This window comes from Phycicoccus elongatus Lp2 (assembly GCF_000367525.1).
GTDB classification, from domain to species: Bacteria; Actinomycetota; Actinomycetes; order Actinomycetales; family Dermatophilaceae; genus Phycicoccus_A; species Phycicoccus_A elongatus.
In genome coordinates this window covers 1,534,777-1,550,270 of sequence record NZ_HF570956.1, presented here as the reverse complement: position 1 = coordinate 1,550,270, position 15,494 = coordinate 1,534,777, and the positions used below count along the sequence as shown (strand labels likewise).

Annotated in this window: 19 protein-coding genes; 9 read left to right on the top strand and 10 right to left on the bottom strand. The window is 69.4% G+C overall.

What is annotated here, in order from left to right; all coding sequences use genetic code 11:
* Window positions 1-71: 71 nt before the first annotated feature.
* Window positions 72-884: a spermidine synthase gene (locus tag BN10_RS07320; protein ID WP_010850580.1), complete on the bottom strand. Its 813-nt coding sequence runs from the start codon at window positions 882-884 to the stop codon at window positions 72-74.
* A gap of 12 nt (window positions 885-896) precedes the next feature.
* Window positions 897-2,951, bottom strand: a complete 2,055-nt coding sequence (locus BN10_RS07315; RefSeq protein WP_010850579.1) for a bifunctional metallophosphatase/5'-nucleotidase — start codon at window positions 2,949-2,951, stop codon at window positions 897-899.
* 151 nt (window positions 2,952-3,102) lie between these two features.
* Between BN10_RS07315 and BN10_RS07310 the strand changes: the two genes are divergently transcribed.
* From BN10_RS07310 to BN10_RS07270, 9 genes are all read left to right on the top strand, one after another.
* Window positions 3,103-3,471, top strand: coding sequence for a sterol carrier family protein (locus tag BN10_RS07310; RefSeq protein WP_010850578.1), 369 nt, complete (start codon window positions 3,103-3,105; stop codon window positions 3,469-3,471).
* Window position 3,472: 1 nt separating this feature from the next.
* The gene (locus BN10_RS07305; protein ID WP_010850577.1) at window positions 3,473-4,315 is read left to right on the top strand and encodes an LLM class flavin-dependent oxidoreductase; all 843 of its coding nucleotides are present in this window, start codon (window positions 3,473-3,475) and stop codon (window positions 4,313-4,315) included.
* Window positions 4,316-4,348: 33 nt separating this feature from the next.
* Window positions 4,349-4,579: a hypothetical protein gene (locus BN10_RS07300; RefSeq protein WP_010850576.1), complete on the top strand. Its 231-nt coding sequence runs from the start codon at window positions 4,349-4,351 to the stop codon at window positions 4,577-4,579.
* Window positions 4,580-4,641: 62 nt separating this feature from the next.
* A complete protein-coding gene (gene purF / locus BN10_RS07295) occupies window positions 4,642-6,147 on the top strand; it encodes an amidophosphoribosyltransferase (RefSeq protein WP_010850575.1) in 1,506 nt (501 codons plus the stop codon).
* Window positions 6,144-7,265 (top strand): phosphoribosylformylglycinamidine cyclo-ligase, encoded by a 1,122-nt coding sequence (gene purM, locus BN10_RS07290; RefSeq protein ID WP_010850574.1) that lies wholly within the window; start codon window positions 6,144-6,146, stop codon window positions 7,263-7,265. Before purF ends, purM begins: the two co-directional genes overlap by 4 nt.
* Before the next feature lie 29 nt (window positions 7,266-7,294).
* Window positions 7,295-7,657, top strand: coding sequence for a hypothetical protein (locus BN10_RS07285; RefSeq protein ID WP_040751044.1), 363 nt, complete (start codon window positions 7,295-7,297; stop codon window positions 7,655-7,657).
* 12 nt (window positions 7,658-7,669) lie between these two features.
* The gene (locus tag BN10_RS07280) at window positions 7,670-8,029 is read left to right on the top strand and encodes a hypothetical protein (protein ID WP_010850572.1); all 360 of its coding nucleotides are present in this window, start codon (window positions 7,670-7,672) and stop codon (window positions 8,027-8,029) included.
* Between the two features lie 55 nt (window positions 8,030-8,084).
* Window positions 8,085-8,420, top strand: coding sequence for a hypothetical protein (locus BN10_RS07275; protein ID WP_156917167.1), 336 nt, complete (start codon window positions 8,085-8,087; stop codon window positions 8,418-8,420).
* Between the two features lie 10 nt (window positions 8,421-8,430).
* Window positions 8,431-9,351, top strand: a complete 921-nt coding sequence (locus tag BN10_RS07270) for an SMP-30/gluconolactonase/LRE family protein (protein ID WP_010850570.1) — start codon at window positions 8,431-8,433, stop codon at window positions 9,349-9,351.
* Window positions 9,352-9,369: 18 nt separating this feature from the next.
* Here the strand turns inward: BN10_RS07270 and BN10_RS07265 are convergent, their stop codons facing one another.
* The 8 genes from BN10_RS07265 to BN10_RS07235 all read right to left on the bottom strand — a co-directional run bounded on the left by BN10_RS07265 (window position 9,370) and on the right by BN10_RS07235 (window position 15,463).
* Window positions 9,370-9,927, bottom strand: coding sequence for a DinB family protein (locus BN10_RS07265; protein ID WP_010850569.1), 558 nt, complete (start codon window positions 9,925-9,927; stop codon window positions 9,370-9,372).
* Window positions 9,924-10,757, bottom strand: coding sequence for a GNAT family N-acetyltransferase (locus tag BN10_RS07260; protein ID WP_010850568.1), 834 nt, complete (start codon window positions 10,755-10,757; stop codon window positions 9,924-9,926). Before BN10_RS07260 ends, BN10_RS07265 begins: the two co-directional genes overlap by 4 nt.
* Window positions 10,758-10,926: 169 nt before the next feature.
* Complete coding sequence (locus tag BN10_RS07255) at window positions 10,927-11,853, bottom strand: alpha-hydroxy-acid oxidizing protein (protein WP_324603519.1); 927 nt, start codon at window positions 11,851-11,853, stop codon at window positions 10,927-10,929.
* On the bottom strand, window positions 11,795-12,271 hold the full coding sequence (locus tag BN10_RS18080) for an alpha-hydroxy-acid oxidizing protein (protein WP_010850566.1): 477 nt from the start codon (window positions 12,269-12,271) through the stop codon (window positions 11,795-11,797). Before BN10_RS18080 ends, BN10_RS07255 begins: the two co-directional genes overlap by 59 nt.
* The gene (locus BN10_RS07250) at window positions 12,268-12,816 is read right to left on the bottom strand and encodes a cysteine hydrolase family protein (protein WP_010850565.1); all 549 of its coding nucleotides are present in this window, start codon (window positions 12,814-12,816) and stop codon (window positions 12,268-12,270) included. Before BN10_RS07250 ends, BN10_RS18080 begins: the two co-directional genes overlap by 4 nt.
* Window positions 12,813-14,303 carry a purine-cytosine permease family protein gene (locus tag BN10_RS07245; protein ID WP_010850564.1) on the bottom strand — a complete coding sequence of 497 codons (1,491 nt, stop codon included), beginning with the start codon at window positions 14,301-14,303 and terminating at the stop codon, window positions 12,813-12,815. Before BN10_RS07245 ends, BN10_RS07250 begins: the two co-directional genes overlap by 4 nt.
* Before the next feature lie 137 nt (window positions 14,304-14,440).
* Window positions 14,441-14,638, bottom strand: a complete 198-nt coding sequence (locus tag BN10_RS07240) for a DUF3073 domain-containing protein (protein ID WP_040752894.1) — start codon at window positions 14,636-14,638, stop codon at window positions 14,441-14,443.
* 198 nt (window positions 14,639-14,836) lie between these two features.
* The gene (locus BN10_RS07235) at window positions 14,837-15,463 is read right to left on the bottom strand and encodes a DUF1345 domain-containing protein (RefSeq protein ID WP_010850562.1); all 627 of its coding nucleotides are present in this window, start codon (window positions 15,461-15,463) and stop codon (window positions 14,837-14,839) included.
* Window positions 15,464-15,494 lie beyond the last annotated feature (31 nt).

The window sequence follows — 15,494 nt, the reverse complement described above, 5'->3', positions numbered from 1 at the left end:
GCTTCACTCGGACCCCTCCCCTTGTGTCCGGCAAGGTGGTTGGTATGCCGTCCTCTTGCCGGACACAAGGGTTAGCGGAGGCGCCAGCGGCCGAGGTCGGGCGGCGGGGGTGAGGGTTCGGCGTCCGTGTCACTGAACCCCTTCCCGTATGCCGCGGGGCCGGGTCGGCGGGTCCCCGCCCGGAGGGTGCCCCGGGCGACGGCCCGCGCCAGTTCCGGCCCGGCGACCACCCCGTGGCGTCGAGCCACGAGCACGAGGTTGCCGAAGCGTCGCCCTTTGAGCACGTCATGGGTGCCGAGCAGGTCCACCTCGGTCAATCCCGCCTCGACAACGCCACCAACGACCCGGCCGGTCCACCGACGGTCCGGCTCATCAGCCAGATTGGCCAGGAGCATCCCGCTCGGGGCCAGCACGCGCGCCACGTCACGCCACCATTCGATACCCGCCAGCTCAGCGGGCACGCACCCCTGGGCATAGGCATCCACGACGATCACCTCCGCAGACGCAGGGGCCAGGGCCGCCAGCCCGCGTCGCCCGTCGACCGCCCGCACCCGGATCCGGTGGCCTCGCGGCAGCGGCAACTCCCGCCGCACGAGCTCGGTCAGCGCGGCATCCGGTTCCAGCACGACCTGCGGCGTCCCCGGCCAGCGGTGCTGGACCCATCGCGGCAGAGTCAGTCCGGCACCCCCGACATGCGTCACCGTGCGAGGCGGAGCCAGCCCCACGGCATACGTGTCGAGAGCGGTCGCCATGAGTTCGACGTACTCGAATCCGAGGTCCGTCGGGTCGGTCACGTTGACGTGGGACTGGGGTTGGCCGTCGAGCATGACGATCGCCCCGGCGTGACCATCGGGAATGATCTCGCCGGGGCGATCGTGGGTCATGCGCTCAGGGTGTCAGCCCTTGCTGACCTTCATCGGCACATAGGCCACCGTCCCGGTCGGGTCGGCCACGACACTGATCATGACGTCGACGTCACGGTGCCCGTTGCCCTTGGTCCAGGGCAGCAACTGCTGCTTGGTCAAGGTGAAGGAGATCTCGGCGACACCCTTGCGAGACGGGATGGGGGTGGTGTTGATGACGGGCGTGATCGTCGCCGTCGCCACCTCCGTGCCGTTGATCCGGATCGACGCGGTGCTGTTGGCCGGGGAACCCAGACTTGTCAGGTCAAAGCCTTCGAGCCGCATCGTGATCGTCTGCGGTCCGTTCTTGCTCCCGGTCACGGCCGGGGTGCCGATGACGCCGACGCCGTGCTGCACCCACGACGGCGAGACCGGGCTGTTCGCCTTCAGCCAGTCGACGAAGGCGTTCCCGTCGGAGAGGCCGGTGTCGCGGTAGTTGGCGCCCTGGAGCATCGTCGCGAAGTTGTCGGGTGCGGTGCCCACGTTGGTCACGAGGAAGCTGCTCGATGTCACCGAGTAGACCTTGGCCGGGTCGATCGGAGTGCCGTCGAGGTAGATCCCGGAGATCCGGTCGCCTTGGGCCCGGTTCGGGTCGTAGGTGTAGGTGACATTCTTCGACAGGCCCAGGGCGAGGAAAGGCCGCGACGCGCTGACCGGCTGCCACTGCTCCTCGAGGATTCGCTTGACCTGCGCTCCGGTGTAGTCCGCCGTCTTCAACGTGTTGCCGAAGGGCAGGATGGCCGCCGCCTGGCCGTAGCTGATGGTGCCGTCCGTGCCGTAGGGCAGGTCGTTGCGGACACCACCGGGGTTCATGATCCCGATGTCGGCGTGGTTGTTGCCGGTGGCGTTCACCGACTCGACCATCTGCTGGGCGATGAGGTTGGACAGGCTGGACTCGCGCCCACGGTCCTCGGCGCCGTTGTTGTAGGCGCGGGTGATCGAGGTGGTGATCTTCCCCACCGGCTGGGCCGCGATCGGCTTGGCGTAGGTGACTGCGGCGTCGACGATGGCCGCGGCCCGCTGCCACTGCGCATCGGCAGCGCAGGTGGGGGAGTATGCGACAACCGGCACGTTGCCCGCGTTGTAGCCGACGACCTTCATCGTCGAGGTGTCGATCCCGAACTGGATCTTGCCGACATTGGCGGCGTAGTTGCCGGTCTGGAGCACCGGACGGGTCGAGCCGTCGGTCGCGCCCGGGACGGGCACGTCATACACATAGGCCTGGTGGGTGTGGCCCTGGATGATGGCCGCGGCCTTGGGCGAGGTGTCGTTGACCAGGTGGGCGAAGACCGGCACCTTCATCTGGTCGGCCAGCGTGCCCGTCGTCGAGGAGTAGGGGCCTCCCTCGTGGTAGGCGACGACGACGACGTCGGCCTCACCGTTGGCTGCATCGCCGTCGGTCAGCTGGTTGACGACGGTGTTGGCGCCCTCGACAGGATCGCCGAAGTCGAGCCCGGCGATACCGAGGCCGGCCACGAGGTTGGGGGTCTCGGCGGTGACAGCACCGACGACGCCGACGCGCACACCGTTGACGGTGTAGACCTCGTAGGACTTCATCGCCGGGGTCTTGGTGCCCTTGGTGTAGATGTTGGCGCCGACGTACTCGAAGCCGTGCTCGTGGGCCCGCGGGATGATCCGGCCGGTGAGGTCGGCGAAGCCGGAGTCGAACTCATGGTTGCCGACACTCGACACCTGGAGCCCGACGGCACCGAGGAAGTCGATGGTGGGCTCCTCGTGCTGGACCTGCGAGGCGAAGGTCGAGGCGTTGATGAGGTCGCCCGCGCCCACCGTCACCGTGTTGGAGGCGCCCAGGGCCGCGCGCTGGGTGATCATCGTGCAGGCGAAGTTCTTGCCCAGCTTGCCCGTCAGGTCGCCGGAGTCGATCCGGCCGTGGAAGTCGTTGACGGTGAGCAGGTTAACCGGGGTCGAACCGGCCGGGATCGGGGCGCCCCCGAGGTTGTTGCCTGCGCTCGCGGGGGTGGCCAGCGCCGCCGCCGAGATGAGCGCGGCGCCGGCGACGAGTGCGCCGACCTTGGTGTGTTGTCGCATGAAGAAGTCCTCCGTGTCAGGGTCGTTCTCGGCCGCGCAGGTCGAGAGACCCTCCGAACTCTGCCCCAGAGTGGGTGGCCCGGGAACAGGCGAAAGTTAAAGACAAGGTAAAGATCAAGGTGTCGACTGGCGAAGTGCTTGGATGACGGGTATGCCGCCTCGCCGCCGAACGCCGGTCCCCGCCGGCCGCGCTGCGCTCGCCGCCTGGCTGGAGACCCCTGACCTCGGCCGCGAGGAGCTGGCCACGGCGGTGCGCTACACGCTCGAGGAGCTCGGGCAGCGCGCCCCGGGCCGCAGTGTCGAGGTGCGCGTCCCGCCCTTCGGCGCTGTCCAGTGCATCGAGGGGACCGTGCATCGCCGCGGCACTCCGCCCAATGTCGTCGAGACCGATGCGCAGACCTGGCTCGCCGTCGCGACAGGACGCCTGGACTGGGACGTCGCCTGGGAGTCCGGCCGCCTCCAGGTGAGCGGCACCCGAGCCGACCTCGCGGCATACCTTCCCTTGGCGGGGGTGCTCTGAGGTGCGGCACGGCATCGTCATCCTCACCGACCTGCCCTGGCGAGAGGCCCGCCCACGGTGGGAGGCCGCCGAGGCGCTCGGTTTCGACCACGCCTGGACCTACGACCACCTCGTCTGGGGCGGCCTGCCCGAGGCGCCGTGGACGGGGGCCTTTCCGGCGCTCGCTGCCGCCGCGATGGCGACCACCAGCATCGGCCTCGGATCGTTTGTCGCCTCACCCAACTACCGGCACCCCTACGTCCTGCTCCGCGACTCGGTCGGTCTGGCCGACATCAGCAGCGACCGCTTCCTCCTCGGCCTGGGCACCGGCGGCGACGGGGACGCCCAGCGCCTCGGTGAGGACCTCACCCTGCGCCAGCGGGTCGATCGCTTCCACGAGTACGTCGAGCTCCTCGACCGGCTGCTCCGCGAGGACCACGTCGACCACGACGGCGACTTCTATGCGGTGCGCGACGCCCGCACCCTGCCCGGCCCCGCCCGAGACCGTATCCCCCTGTGGATCGCCGCCAATGGACCACGCTCTCTTGCGCTGGCCGCGTCGAGCGGCGATGCCTGGATCACCTATGGCGGGTCGGGCCAGACCCTCGAGGCGTGGTTCGGCCACGTCGAGGGACTCATGGGCCGGTTCCGTGAGGCCGAAGCCGCCGCCGGCCGCTGCGGGGTCCGGGCCGTGCTGTCCCTGGACTCCTCACCGCAGTTCTCGCTGTCGTCGGTCGGTGTCTTCGAGGAGATGACCGGTCGGGCGGCGGCCCTTGGTTTCGACGACGTGGTCTCCCACTGGCCGCGACCGGACGGGCCGTATGCCGGTGACGAAGCAGTCCTCGAGGGGCTTACCCTGCGGTGAGCAGGGTCCCGTGGTCGGGTTAACCTGTCGGACGTGCCCACGCGTCCGAACTTCACTCGCTTCATCGCCACCGGTGCGATCCTGGGCTTCCTCGTCGGCGCCTGGATCGCGTGGAGCGGAGTCCTCGAGAAGCCCGCGGCGATGCCGCAGGGCTACACCTACGGGGTCAGCGACGGAATCGGCATCGTGGGCATGCTCGGCGCCGTGCTCTTCGGCACGATCGCGGCCGTCATCGCGGTGCTCGTGGACCGCCGCAACCGCTGACCCCGGGCAGCGGGGGATCGGGGGCGCACGGCATACCCGTCCCGGCATGGGAGAATCGACGGGTGCCTCGCGGAGACGGACGCCTGACCCACGACCTGCTGCCCGGTGAGAAGGGTCCGCAGGATGCCTGTGGTGTCTTCGGCGTCTGGGCCCCCGGCGAGGAGGTCGCCAAGCTGACCTACTACGGGCTGTACGCGCTGCAGCACCGTGGTCAGGAGTCAGCGGGCATCGCGACCTCGGACGGTCAGCGGCTCCTGGTCTACAAGGACATGGGGCTGGTCTCGCAGGTCTTCGACGAGCGCTCCTTGGCCTCGCTGCGCGGGCACCTGGCGGTCGGGCACTGCCGCTACTCGACGACGGGTGGCTCGACGTGGGAGAACGCCCAGCCGACTCTGGGCGGTCACGACGGCGGCACGGTGGCCCTTGCTCACAACGGCAACCTGATCAACTCGGCCGAGTTGCGTGACCTGGTCGAGGAGCGCGCCGGACTGGCCGGGCACCCGGGCGAGGTCGGGCGCGGCAACACGACGGACACGGCGTTGGTGACGGCCCTGCTGGCCGATGACCCGGACCGCACTCTGGAGGATGCCGCGCTCGATGTGCTGCCGCGGCTGCGCGGGGCCTTCTGCTTCGTCTTCATGAACGAGCAGACCTTGTATGCCGCCCGCGACCCCCAGGGGATCCGCCCGCTCGTCCTCGGTCGCCTCGACCGCGGCTGGGTCGTGGCCTCCGAGACGGCTGCGCTCGACATCGTCGGCGCCTCCTTCATTCGCGAGATCGAGCCGGGCGAGTTGCTCGCGATCGACGCAGATGGGTTGCGGTCCAGGCGTTTTGCGCCGAAGGATCCCAAGGGCTGCGTCTTCGAGTACGTCTATCTGGCGCGTCCGGACACGACGATCAACGGCCAGGTGGTCCACGAGTCACGCGTCGAGATGGGTCGCACCCTGGCGCGTGAGCACCCCATCGAGGCCGACATGGTCATGCCGACGCCGGAGTCGGGGACGCCGGCCGCGATCGGCTATGCGCAGGAATCGGGCATCCCTTATGGCCAGGGCCTGGTCAAGAATGCCTATGTCGGGCGGACCTTCATCGCGCCCTCACAGACGATCCGTCAGCTCGGGATCCGGCTGAAACTCAACCCGCTGCGTGAGGTCATCAAGGGCAAGCGACTCGTCGTCGTCGACGACTCCATCGTGCGCGGCAACACCCAACGGGCTCTGGTGCGCATGTTGCGTGAGGCCGGAGCCGTTGAGGTGCACGTGCGGATCTCCTCGCCGCCGGTGCGCTGGCCCTGCTTCTACGGGATCGACTTCGCGACGCGGGCTGAGCTGATCGCGACGGGCATCGGCGTCGAGGAGGTGTGCCGGTCGATCGGGGCCGACACTCTGGGCTACATCTCCGAGGAGGGGATGATCGCGGCCACCAACCAGGCGCCCGAGCGACTCTGCACGGCCTGCTTCACCGGGAGTTACCCGGTGCCGCTGCCCGAGGAGGACAAGCTCGGCAAGAGCCTGTTCGAACTCGAAGTGCCCGTCGACGTGGTCGCCGAGGCGGTTGCGCGCCCGTGACCGAGCAGATCACGTATGCCGCGGCCGGCGTCGACGTCGAGGCCGGAGACAAGGCCGTCGAGTTGATGAAGGCCTCCGTCCGGCGCGCCACCCGACCCGAAGTGCTCGGCGGCCTGGGCGGCTTCGCCGGGATGTTCGACGCCACCGCGATTGCCCGCATGGACCGCCCGGTGCTCGCCACGTCCACTGACGGCGTCGGCACCAAGGTCGCCATCGCCCAAGCGCTCGACATTCACGACACGATCGGCTTCGACCTCGTCGGGATGGTCGTGGACGACATCGTCGTGTGCGGAGCCGAGCCGCTCTTCATGACCGACTACATCGCCTGCGGCAAGGTCGTCCCCGAGCGGATCGCGGCGATCGTCGGCGGCATCGCCCGAGCCTGCGAGCAGGCCCGCGTCGCACTCGTCGGTGGCGAGACCGCCGAGCACCCCGGCCTGCTCGACCCCGACGAGTACGACTGCGCCGGCGCCGCCACCGGAGTCGTCGAATACGCCGACATCCTCAGCCCCGACCGCATCCGCGAGGGCGACGTCATCCTCGGACTCGCCTCCTCGGGCCTGCACTCCAACGGCTACTCCCTCGTCCGCCGCGTCATCGCGCACGCCGGCTGGGCGCTCGATCGCGAGGTGGCCGAGTTCGGGCGCACGCTCGGCGAGGAGCTGCTCACCCCAACCCGGGTGTATGCCGCGGACCTCGTCGACCTCCTCCGTGACCCTTCCGTCGTGGCGGGGGGCGGAGTGCACGGACTCTCTCACGTCACCGGCGGTGGGCTCGCCGCGAACCTCGCGCGGGTGCTGCCGCAGGGTCTGCACGCGCGGGTTGACCGGGCGACGTGGACGCCGCCAGCGGTCTTCGCCACGGTCCAGTCGCTCGGCAATGTGCCCCAGTCAGACATCGAGCGGACGCTCAACCAGGGTGTCGGCTTCGTCGCGCTCGTCCCGGCAGATGCCGTGGGCGCGACCACCGCGTTCCTGGACGCGCGCGGCATAGCCACGTGGGTGATGGGCCAGGTCCACGACGCCGACCGAGCCCCGATCGACGCCGGCCACGAGGTCATCCACGGGGCAAAGGGTGTCGACGGGGGCTCGGTGCAACTGGTGGGCGTGCACCGCTAGGCAGGATCGGGCTCGACCATGCCCTCGAGGTGGACGACCTCCTCGTCACGGTGACGACCGATGAGCGAGAGCGCGACTCCGACGACCGCCCACCCGGCTCCTTGGGCATGGCCAGGGAGGAGAGCGGGTTGCCGACGAACATCGTGAGGATCGCGCCGACGGCGATGCCGGCGCGGCCGATGAGGGCGTGCAGCCCGACGATCGCGCTCGCGGTCGCGGCCAGGGTGAGCGCCATCGCGCCCCACGAGGCGAGGAAGGACGCGGGCAGCCAGCCGAACCAGGTGTGGACGATCAGGGTGAGGAGAAGGCCGCGCGCCGTAGCCTCGCGCTTCCTGACCATCGACTCGCTGGAAGCCGCGCTCGACGGATCCCTGAGATCGGCCGCGATCTGACACGATCAGGACATGCTCGACAGCCCCCAGGCCTATCTCGATGCCGCACCAGATGCGGGCCGGCCATGGCTGGAGGAATTCTGGGCGCACGTCCATGATCGCTGCCCCGGTCTGGAGTTGACGATGTTCCGGTCGACACCGATGTTCAAGTTCGCGGACAGCTACCTCAAGGGCTACGTCATGATGACGGCCGCGAAAGCGCACTTCTCGGTGCACGCCATCGACTTCGACCTTGTGCAGCAGACCAGGGAGGAGATCCCGGGAGCCTTCGGCGGGAAGGGGAGCGTGAGCGTGAAGTACGCGAACGAGGCCGCAAAGCCGGTCCTCAGAGCATTCGTCGACGAGGTGCTGACGCGCCGCGGGATGATCTGACGGTCGGGAGGCAGGGATGTCAGTGACTCGGCCGAGCGCGTCAGGATGGCCGCGCGTGCCCGAACAGGCCCGAGTCGCTATGTCACTGGCCGCCCTGGTGCTGGCCGTGGGAACCCTCTCCCTGGTCGCCTACGTCCTGCTGCTCATTGTCGGACTCTCCGTTGTCGGCGCGATCCTCGAGGCCCTCTCCTCACTGGATGGAGACCTCGGCCCGTGGGGTGTCGTCCTGCGGGCACTGCCCGCTCTCGTCGCTGGGTGGGTGACCGGCCTGGGCTTGGCGTCGTTGGCCGGCGGCCTCTGGCGTGGGCACGACGGAGCGACCGGCATTTTGTGCGGGCTCAGCGGCGTGGGTGTCGGCGCTCTGGTCCTGCGGTTGACGGGTTTGCTCTAGGTTGACGGTCATGCGCGAACTCACGGTGGTCCCCGTGCCCGGCCCCGGCGCCGAGGACGTTCTCATCGGCCACGACGGCACCGCCTACACGGGCACGGCGGACGGCTCCATCCTGGCGGTCAGCTCGGACGGCGACACGATCCGTCGGATCGGGAACACCGGTGGGCGACCACTGGGTCTGGAGTGGCTGCCCGAGGGTCGCATCCTGGTGTGCGACGCCCACCGCGGGCTGCTCACGATGCGGTTGGACACCGGGGCGGTCGAGGTTCTCGCCGACTCGGTCGACGGTCGGCGAATGCGCTTCTGCAACAACGCCGCGATCACAGCGGACGGGACGATCTGGTTCTCTGACTCCAGTGCCAAGTGGGGCATCGAGGAGTGGAAGTCCGACCTCATCGAGGACACCCGCACCGGGCGGCTGTTGCGGCTTGCGGTCGGTGAGTCCGAGCCCGAGGTTGTGTTGGAGGGGCTGTGCTTCGCCAACGGCGTTGCAGCCGCGGCGGATTCCTCCTTCGTGGTGGTCGCCGAGACAGGGACCAGGGTGCTCAGACGTGTCTGGCTCCGGGGTCCGCACGAGGGTGAGCGGGACCTCTTCGCGAGCGACCTGCCGGCGCATCCAGACAACATCGCGCGCGGCTCGGACGGCCTGATCTGGGTCACCTATGCCTCACCGACCGATCCGGCGCTCACCTTCCTGCAGACCAAGGCCAAGCCGTGGGTCAAACTCGCCGTGCTGCGGGCACCGGAGCACCTCAAGCCCAAGCCGAAGCGGACCGTCCGGGTCGCGGCATACGACGACGAGGGCCAGGTCGTTCACGACATCGAGTGCGACGCGACGAAATGGCACATGGCGACGGGGGTGCGTGAGCACGAGGGCAAGGTCTGGCTGGGCAGCCTGGTCGAACCTGCCCTCGCGTGGTTCGAGGTCTGAGTCCCTGAGTCTTCGGGCTCAGCCCATCGTCTTCTGGCCGTCGATGGCCTCGCGAATGATGTCCGCGTGCCCGGCGTGCTGCGCGATCTCCGCGATCATGTGGACGGCGACTCGTCGCACGGACCAGCTCGCACCCGGCTCGAACCAGGGGGCTTCGGGGAGGGGATGAGACTGGTCGAGGTCGGCGGATCGCAGCAATTCAGCGGTGGCCGCGCCCACCTCGGTCGCGCGGGCGCGCAACACATCGAGGGTCTCCTCGTCGCTGAGCGTGAAGCGGGTGTCCTCCCACTCGCTGTCCGACCAGTCACCCTCGTTGGTCGCCGCCTCGGCCTCGACCGCGTCCCAGTCGACGTCGGACTCGTAGACGCCCGAGCCGCCGAACGCCTCGGCGCCCTGGGCGGCGAAGGCCATCCACTGCTCCTCGGTGTCGGCCACGTGCTTGAGCAGGCTGGCGATGGTCAGTGCGCTCACCGTGCTCGCCGTCCGCCCCTGCTCCTCGGTCAGCCCCTCCGCCGTGTGCAGCAGGAAGCCGCGGTGGCGGTCCAGGGTCTCGATGAGGTCTTCGCGCTCGGTCATGGCAGTCCCCGTTGTCGTTGCGATTCGCGGGTCGTTCCCGTCGCAGTCGACGCTACCCGACGACCACTGACAGGCGCAGCCGGTGGGAGGATGCCGCTGACGAGCTCGTGGTCGAGGCGGAACCCCATCGCGGCGTACAGGGTGCGACCGACGATGTTGTCCTGGTCCACGCCGAGGACGACCGCCGGTGACCGCTCGAACCCCACCTCGGCCAGCGCCTGGGTGACCAGTCGTCCCAATCCCTGGCACCGGCGGTCGCGGTGGATCGCGATGCTCGTGAGCCGCGTCGCGCCGCTCGGTGTGTATGCCGCGAGGCCGGTGCCCAGCAGCTCCCCAGTTCCCCTGGCGCGTACCGCGACCCACATCTCGCCCTCGGGGTCGGGCGTGATCCAGCGGGCCGTGTGGTGCTCCCCGACAAACGCCCGGGCGACATCCCTGGCGAGGGTCCGCTCCACCATGACGCCTGCCGGGACGGGCCGCAGGTCCAGCTGGCCGGGGAGGGCAGACATCGTGTGCCATTCGCCGAGCCCGCGAACGCCGAGGTCCTCGAGCAACCCGCGGTGGGTCGCCTCGACGGTGATCGACCGCTCCGCCGCCCAGCCCGGGTGGCCTCGCCACTCCGACCGGAGGAGGGCGCGCACGTCGGGCGCCGGCCCCAGGCAGACCGCCCCAGTGAAGCCGAGCTGGGTCATCCGGCGGTAGAGGACGGCTCCGCCGAGCGCCAGGGGTGGCGCGAGCAGGTCAGGCCCGACCTCGTGCTCGACAAAGGGGTCGCCCGCCGCGGCGGCGAGCAACGCGGCATACGAAGAAAGGGGGGTGGGGCCGGGCACGGGACCAAGCCTGCCACCAACCGGGGAAGCCCTGCGGGGCCGACGTCAGGTGGTGACCTGGGTGCACCGCCGGGGCGGCAAACGCCGCTACTGGGCGGCATCCCGTGCGGAGCCGGCCGCCCGTCTCACCGGGACCGGGCCTTTGCCGCCCCAGCGGTCCGGGTCGGCGTCAGGCGCGGGTCAGCAGTCCCGGCACGAGGTCGGCGATCGACGCGACCCCGGTCAGCCCCATCGTCAGGTCGAGCTCGGCCAGGACGTTCGCGACGACCGCCGCCACACCGTCCGAGCCGTCGAGTGCCAAGCCATAGATGGGCGGTCGCCCGAGCAGGCAGGCGTCGGCGCCGAGGGCGAGCGCGACGAAGAGGTCGGCGCCAGTGCGCAGGCCGCTGTCGAAGAGGACGGTGGGTTCGCGACCCACGGCTTCACGGATGTTGACCAAGGCATCGAGGGAGGCGATCGACCGATCCACCTGTCGCCCACCGTGATTCGACACGACGATGCCGTCGACACCGAGATCGAAGGCGCGGCGGGCGTCGTCCGGATGCAGGATCCCCTTGAGGACCACGGGCAGGGTCGTGCGGTCGCGCAAGGTGGCGATGTGGTCCCACGACAGGGCCGGGTTGGAGAAGATGTCGAGGAAGGTCTCGACGGCGGCGCGTGGCTCTGGGGAGGTGAGGTTCTCGCGGAAATCGCCGGGGTGTGACCGCGACATCTGGACGAGGGACTTCACGGCGCCGATCGTGGGGCGGACCTTCTCCTTGGCCGCGTTCGCTGCCGCGCCCACCCGCCCTGCGACGATCGAGCGGAAGTGCGGGTCGGAGGTGTATTGCGCGATGCCCTGGCCGCGGGAGAAGGGCAACAGCCCGATGTTGAGGTCCTGGGGTCGCCACCCGAGGGTGGTCGTGTCGAGAGTGACCACCAGGGCGCGGGCGCCCGCGGCTTCGGCCCGGCCGATCAGGGAGTCGACAAGCCCCTCGTCGGTCGACCAGTAGAGCTGGAACCACCATGGGGTGTCGCCCATCGCGGCTGCGGACTCCTCAAGGGCGTTGCAGCCTTGGTTGGAGAAGACGTAGGGCAACCCCGGCCGCCGCGGCACCCCGCGCGATCTTGACGTCGCTGTCGTCGGTGACCAGGCAGCCGGCACCGACCGGAGCCAGCATGAGTGGCGCGCGCAGGTCCGTGCCCAGGACCGAGGTCGTCAGGTCGCGCTTGGTCGTCCCGTGGAGCATCCGCGGGGTCAGCTGCCAGCGGTCGAAAGCGGCCCGGTTGGCGCGCATCGTCGCGCCCTCTCCGGCGCCGCCGGCGATGTAGCCCCACGCGGCGCGGGACATCGCGCCCTTGGCGCGGATCTCCAGCTCGGCCGCGTCGGTGGGCACCTTCGGGGTCCGCCCGAAGACGCCCTCGCGATAGATCGCGGACTGGCGTGCCCGGCCGACACCGACTCCCTCAGAGTTGTGGTCTTTGGCGGGGGTCCCAGCCCCCGCCAAAGACCTCGACTCGGGGGAGTCGCTCATCGGACGACCTGGATCTGGGGTGCGAAGAGTTCCATGGCGGCGAGCGCGCGCTCGCCGTTCTCGGGCGTGGACCCGGCACAGGCGTCGGCGATGACACGCACGGTTGCACCCGCATCCGCGGCGGGCAGCGCGGTTGCGATGACGCAGCAGTCCGTGGAGACCCCTGCCAAGGCGAAGGACGGTTGGTGGCCGATGACCGCGCACAGCGCAGGGGTCCACTTGCCGAAGGTCGCCTCGGTGACCACGTGGTCGGCGGCGTCACGCAGGGCGGGCACCACGGCATACAGGGGGTCGTCATCGGGGACGAGCGCGAACTCCCACTCGTCGTAGTACGAAGCCCATGACCCGCCGAGTCCCGGGTCGGCGACGAAGCGGGTGACGACGGTGCGCGAGGGGCCGAACGCCTCGGCCAGCGCGACGACGTGTGGCTGCGCCTTGGCCCATTCGTCGGTGCCCCACGCCGAGGCCTTGGGCGAGGCGAAGATCGCCTGCGGGTCGATGATCACCAGCCACTCGTCCTTGCTCGCGGGTTCGTATGCCGTCACGCCCGGCCCTCCTGCGCGGCGACCTTCCCGCGGCGGGCGACGTAGGTGACGAGGAAGGACACGACGAGGGCGAAGAGGACGCCGAGGTTGGCATAGGCGAACGTGCCCTCCCAGTAGCCGTCGGTGGAATTCCAGGTGCCCAGGCCGAGCGGCTCGAGGAGGAAGCCCTGCCAGTTGTTCCACGTGGCGTCGGCGGCGAAGTTGTTGACGACCAGGCCCAAGCCGATGATCGACGTGACGATCATGGTGCCGATGGACACCCAATCCCAGGCGCCGTAGCGGCCGCGCGCGTCGAACAGGGCGTCATCGTCGTAGTCGCTCTTGCGCAGGGCGATGTCCGCGATCATGATCCCCGCCCAACTTGCCAACGGCACCCCGAGGGTGATGAGGAAGGACTGGAAGGGATTGAGGAAGTTCTTGGCGACGAAGACGACGTAGAAGGTGCCCAGGGTGAGGATGACACCGTCGACGAGGGCTGCTGCTGGCCTCGGGATCTTCACACCCAGCGAGAGCAGGGTCAGGCCGGAGGAGTAGATGCCGAGCACCGCACCCGAGACCAGGGAGAGGATCGCCGCGGTGAGGAAGGGCACGAGCACCCACGTCGGGAGCAGAGTGGCCAAGGTGCCGATCGGGTCGGCCGCGATGCCGTCCTTGACCTTGTCGTCGGACCCGGCGAGCGCGAGGCCGTAGCAGACGAGCAGGGCCGGGGCGAGGGCGCCGCCCAGGGTGTTCCAGGCGACGATCGCGCCACCGCTGGCGCTGCGCTGCTGGTAGCGCGACCAGTCGGCGGCGATGTTGATCCAGCCGAGCCCGAAGCCGGTCATCACCATGACGAGCGCGCCGATCGTCGCGCCGAGACTGCCCGAGGGGATGGCCGAGATCTTGGTCCAGTCGATGTGGGTGAGGGTCATGAGGACGTAGAGGATGGTGATCGCGCCGGTGATCCAGGTGAGCACTGACTGCATCCGCATGATGATGTGGTAGCCGGCGACCGACGCCAGCACGATCATCGCGGCCACGACGACCGCGGCGATGACCTTGGTCGCGGTCCCACCACCCCAGCCGAGTCGGTCGAAGATCGTCGCGGTGGCGAGCACGGCCATGATGGCCAGGAAGGTCTCCCAGCCGATCGAGACCAGCCACGAGATGACGCCGGGCACCTTCTGTCCCTGCACGCCGAAGGCAGCGCGCGACAGGATCATGGTGGGAGCCGAACCCCGCTTGCCCGCGATCGCGATGATGCCGCAGAGGGCGAAGGACACGACTACGCCGATGACGGTGACGAGGATCGCCTGCCAGAAGGAGATGCCGAAGCCCAGGACGAACGCGGCATACGAAATGCCGAAGACCGAAACGTTGGCGGCAAACCACGGCCAGAAGAGGTCGCGGGGGGCCGCGGTGCGCTCGGCCTCGGTGATGATCTCGATGCCGGTGGTCTCGACGCCGAGGCGACGGACCTCCTGGGCGGACCCGGTGTCAGTGCTCATGGCGTGAGCATGGCAGAAACCCGCTGGTCAGCGGCTAAACCACAACTCCTGCCTGACGCGGAAACTGTCGTGTCGCGCGGCTCTCGCTGCGTGACCTGCCAAGTTCTGCGTCACGCGGAACTTGTCCTGGTGCGGCGTCAACGACGTCCGGCGGCCCACTGCTCGTAGTCGTCGTCCTCGTCGTAGGACCGGCGACCGTCCTCACGGGCGACGGGCTCGGACGGGGTGGAGTGGTGGAGTTCTCGCTCAAGCGCTGACAGGTCGGTGTCCGGGCTGTAGTACTTCAGCTCGCGAGCGACCTTGGTCTGCTTGGCTTTGGCTCGGCCGCGCCCCATGGCGTGACCCCCTTGGGGAATCAGCCGGAGGCGCATCGTGAGCATCGAGACGACCCGTCGAGTGCCCGGGGCGGTCTCGACTCCACGGAGCGGCCCCGGGAATCGTGTTATGTCGTGGGTCCAACACTACATGCGGGGTGCAAATTTCGCCGCGCCCCGTTCAGCCCGCGATCCTGGCCCTGGGGCAGGCCGAGCGGGTCACTGGGCCATGCCGATGACGAGGTTGATCGTCGAGGCGATCACGCCCGTGCCGAAGACGTAGGAGAGCAGGGTGTGGAAGAAGACGATGCGCCGCACGCCCTTGGTCTTCAGGTCGGTGTCGGACACCTGGTAGGTCATGCCCAGGCAGTAGGCCAGGTAGGCGAAGTCGGCCAGGCTCGGCTTGTCGTCGTTGTTGAAGTCCACGCACCCGCGCTCGTTGACGTAGTAGTGCCGGGCGTAGCGCATCGTGTAGACGGCGTGGATCGCCAGCCACGAGGCCGCGACCGCGCCCAGGCAGATCGCCGCCTCCAGCGGGGCGACCGACTTGTCCCCGGACGAGGCGAGCACGGTGGCGATGCCGGCGAGGCTCGCGAGGGCCCCGATGACGACGACGATGTCGGTCTCGGTCCGGCCGCCGTCCGCATCGGCCATCGCCTTCTCGGTCTCCGGCTGATCGGTCCGGAAGACGTGCCAGAGCGTGGCCCCGGCGAAGACGAGCTCGCCGACGGCCAGGCCGACGAGGAACGGGGTGGACCAGAGGACCTTGTCCGGAAGCGGAACGAGGAGCCCGGCGAGGACTCCGAGCACGGCGGCGACGACCAGGACCACACGGGACCGCTTCATGGCCTCACGATAGGACCGCCGCGCGCCTCAG

Bases quoted from the DNA above. Each gene is read 5' to 3' on its own strand.
- BN10_RS07320 (WP_010850580.1), bottom strand. From the start codon at position 884: ATGACCCACGATCGCCCCGGCGAGATCATTCCCGATGGTCACGCCGGG.
- BN10_RS07315 (WP_010850579.1), bottom strand. From the start codon at position 2,951: ATGCGACAACACACCAAGGTCGGCGCACTCGTCGCCGGCGCCGCGCTC.
- BN10_RS07310 (WP_010850578.1), top strand. From the start codon at position 3,103: ATGCCGCCTCGCCGCCGAACGCCGGTCCCCGCCGGCCGCGCTGCGCTC.
- BN10_RS07280 (WP_010850572.1), top strand. From the start codon at position 7,670: ATGCTCGACAGCCCCCAGGCCTATCTCGATGCCGCACCAGATGCGGGC.
- BN10_RS07270 (WP_010850570.1), top strand. From the start codon at position 8,431: ATGCGCGAACTCACGGTGGTCCCCGTGCCCGGCCCCGGCGCCGAGGAC.
- BN10_RS07265 (WP_010850569.1), bottom strand. From the start codon at position 9,927: ATGACCGAGCGCGAAGACCTCATCGAGACCCTGGACCGCCACCGCGGC.
- BN10_RS18080 (WP_010850566.1), bottom strand. From the start codon at position 12,271: ATGAGCGACTCCCCCGAGTCGAGGTCTTTGGCGGGGGCTGGGACCCCC.
- BN10_RS07245 (WP_010850564.1), bottom strand. From the start codon at position 14,303: ATGAGCACTGACACCGGGTCCGCCCAGGAGGTCCGTCGCCTCGGCGTC.
- BN10_RS07240 (WP_040752894.1), bottom strand. From the start codon at position 14,638: ATGGGGCGCGGCCGAGCCAAAGCCAAGCAGACCAAGGTCGCTCGCGAG.
- BN10_RS07235 (WP_010850562.1), bottom strand. From the start codon at position 15,463: ATGAAGCGGTCCCGTGTGGTCCTGGTCGTCGCCGCCGTGCTCGGAGTC.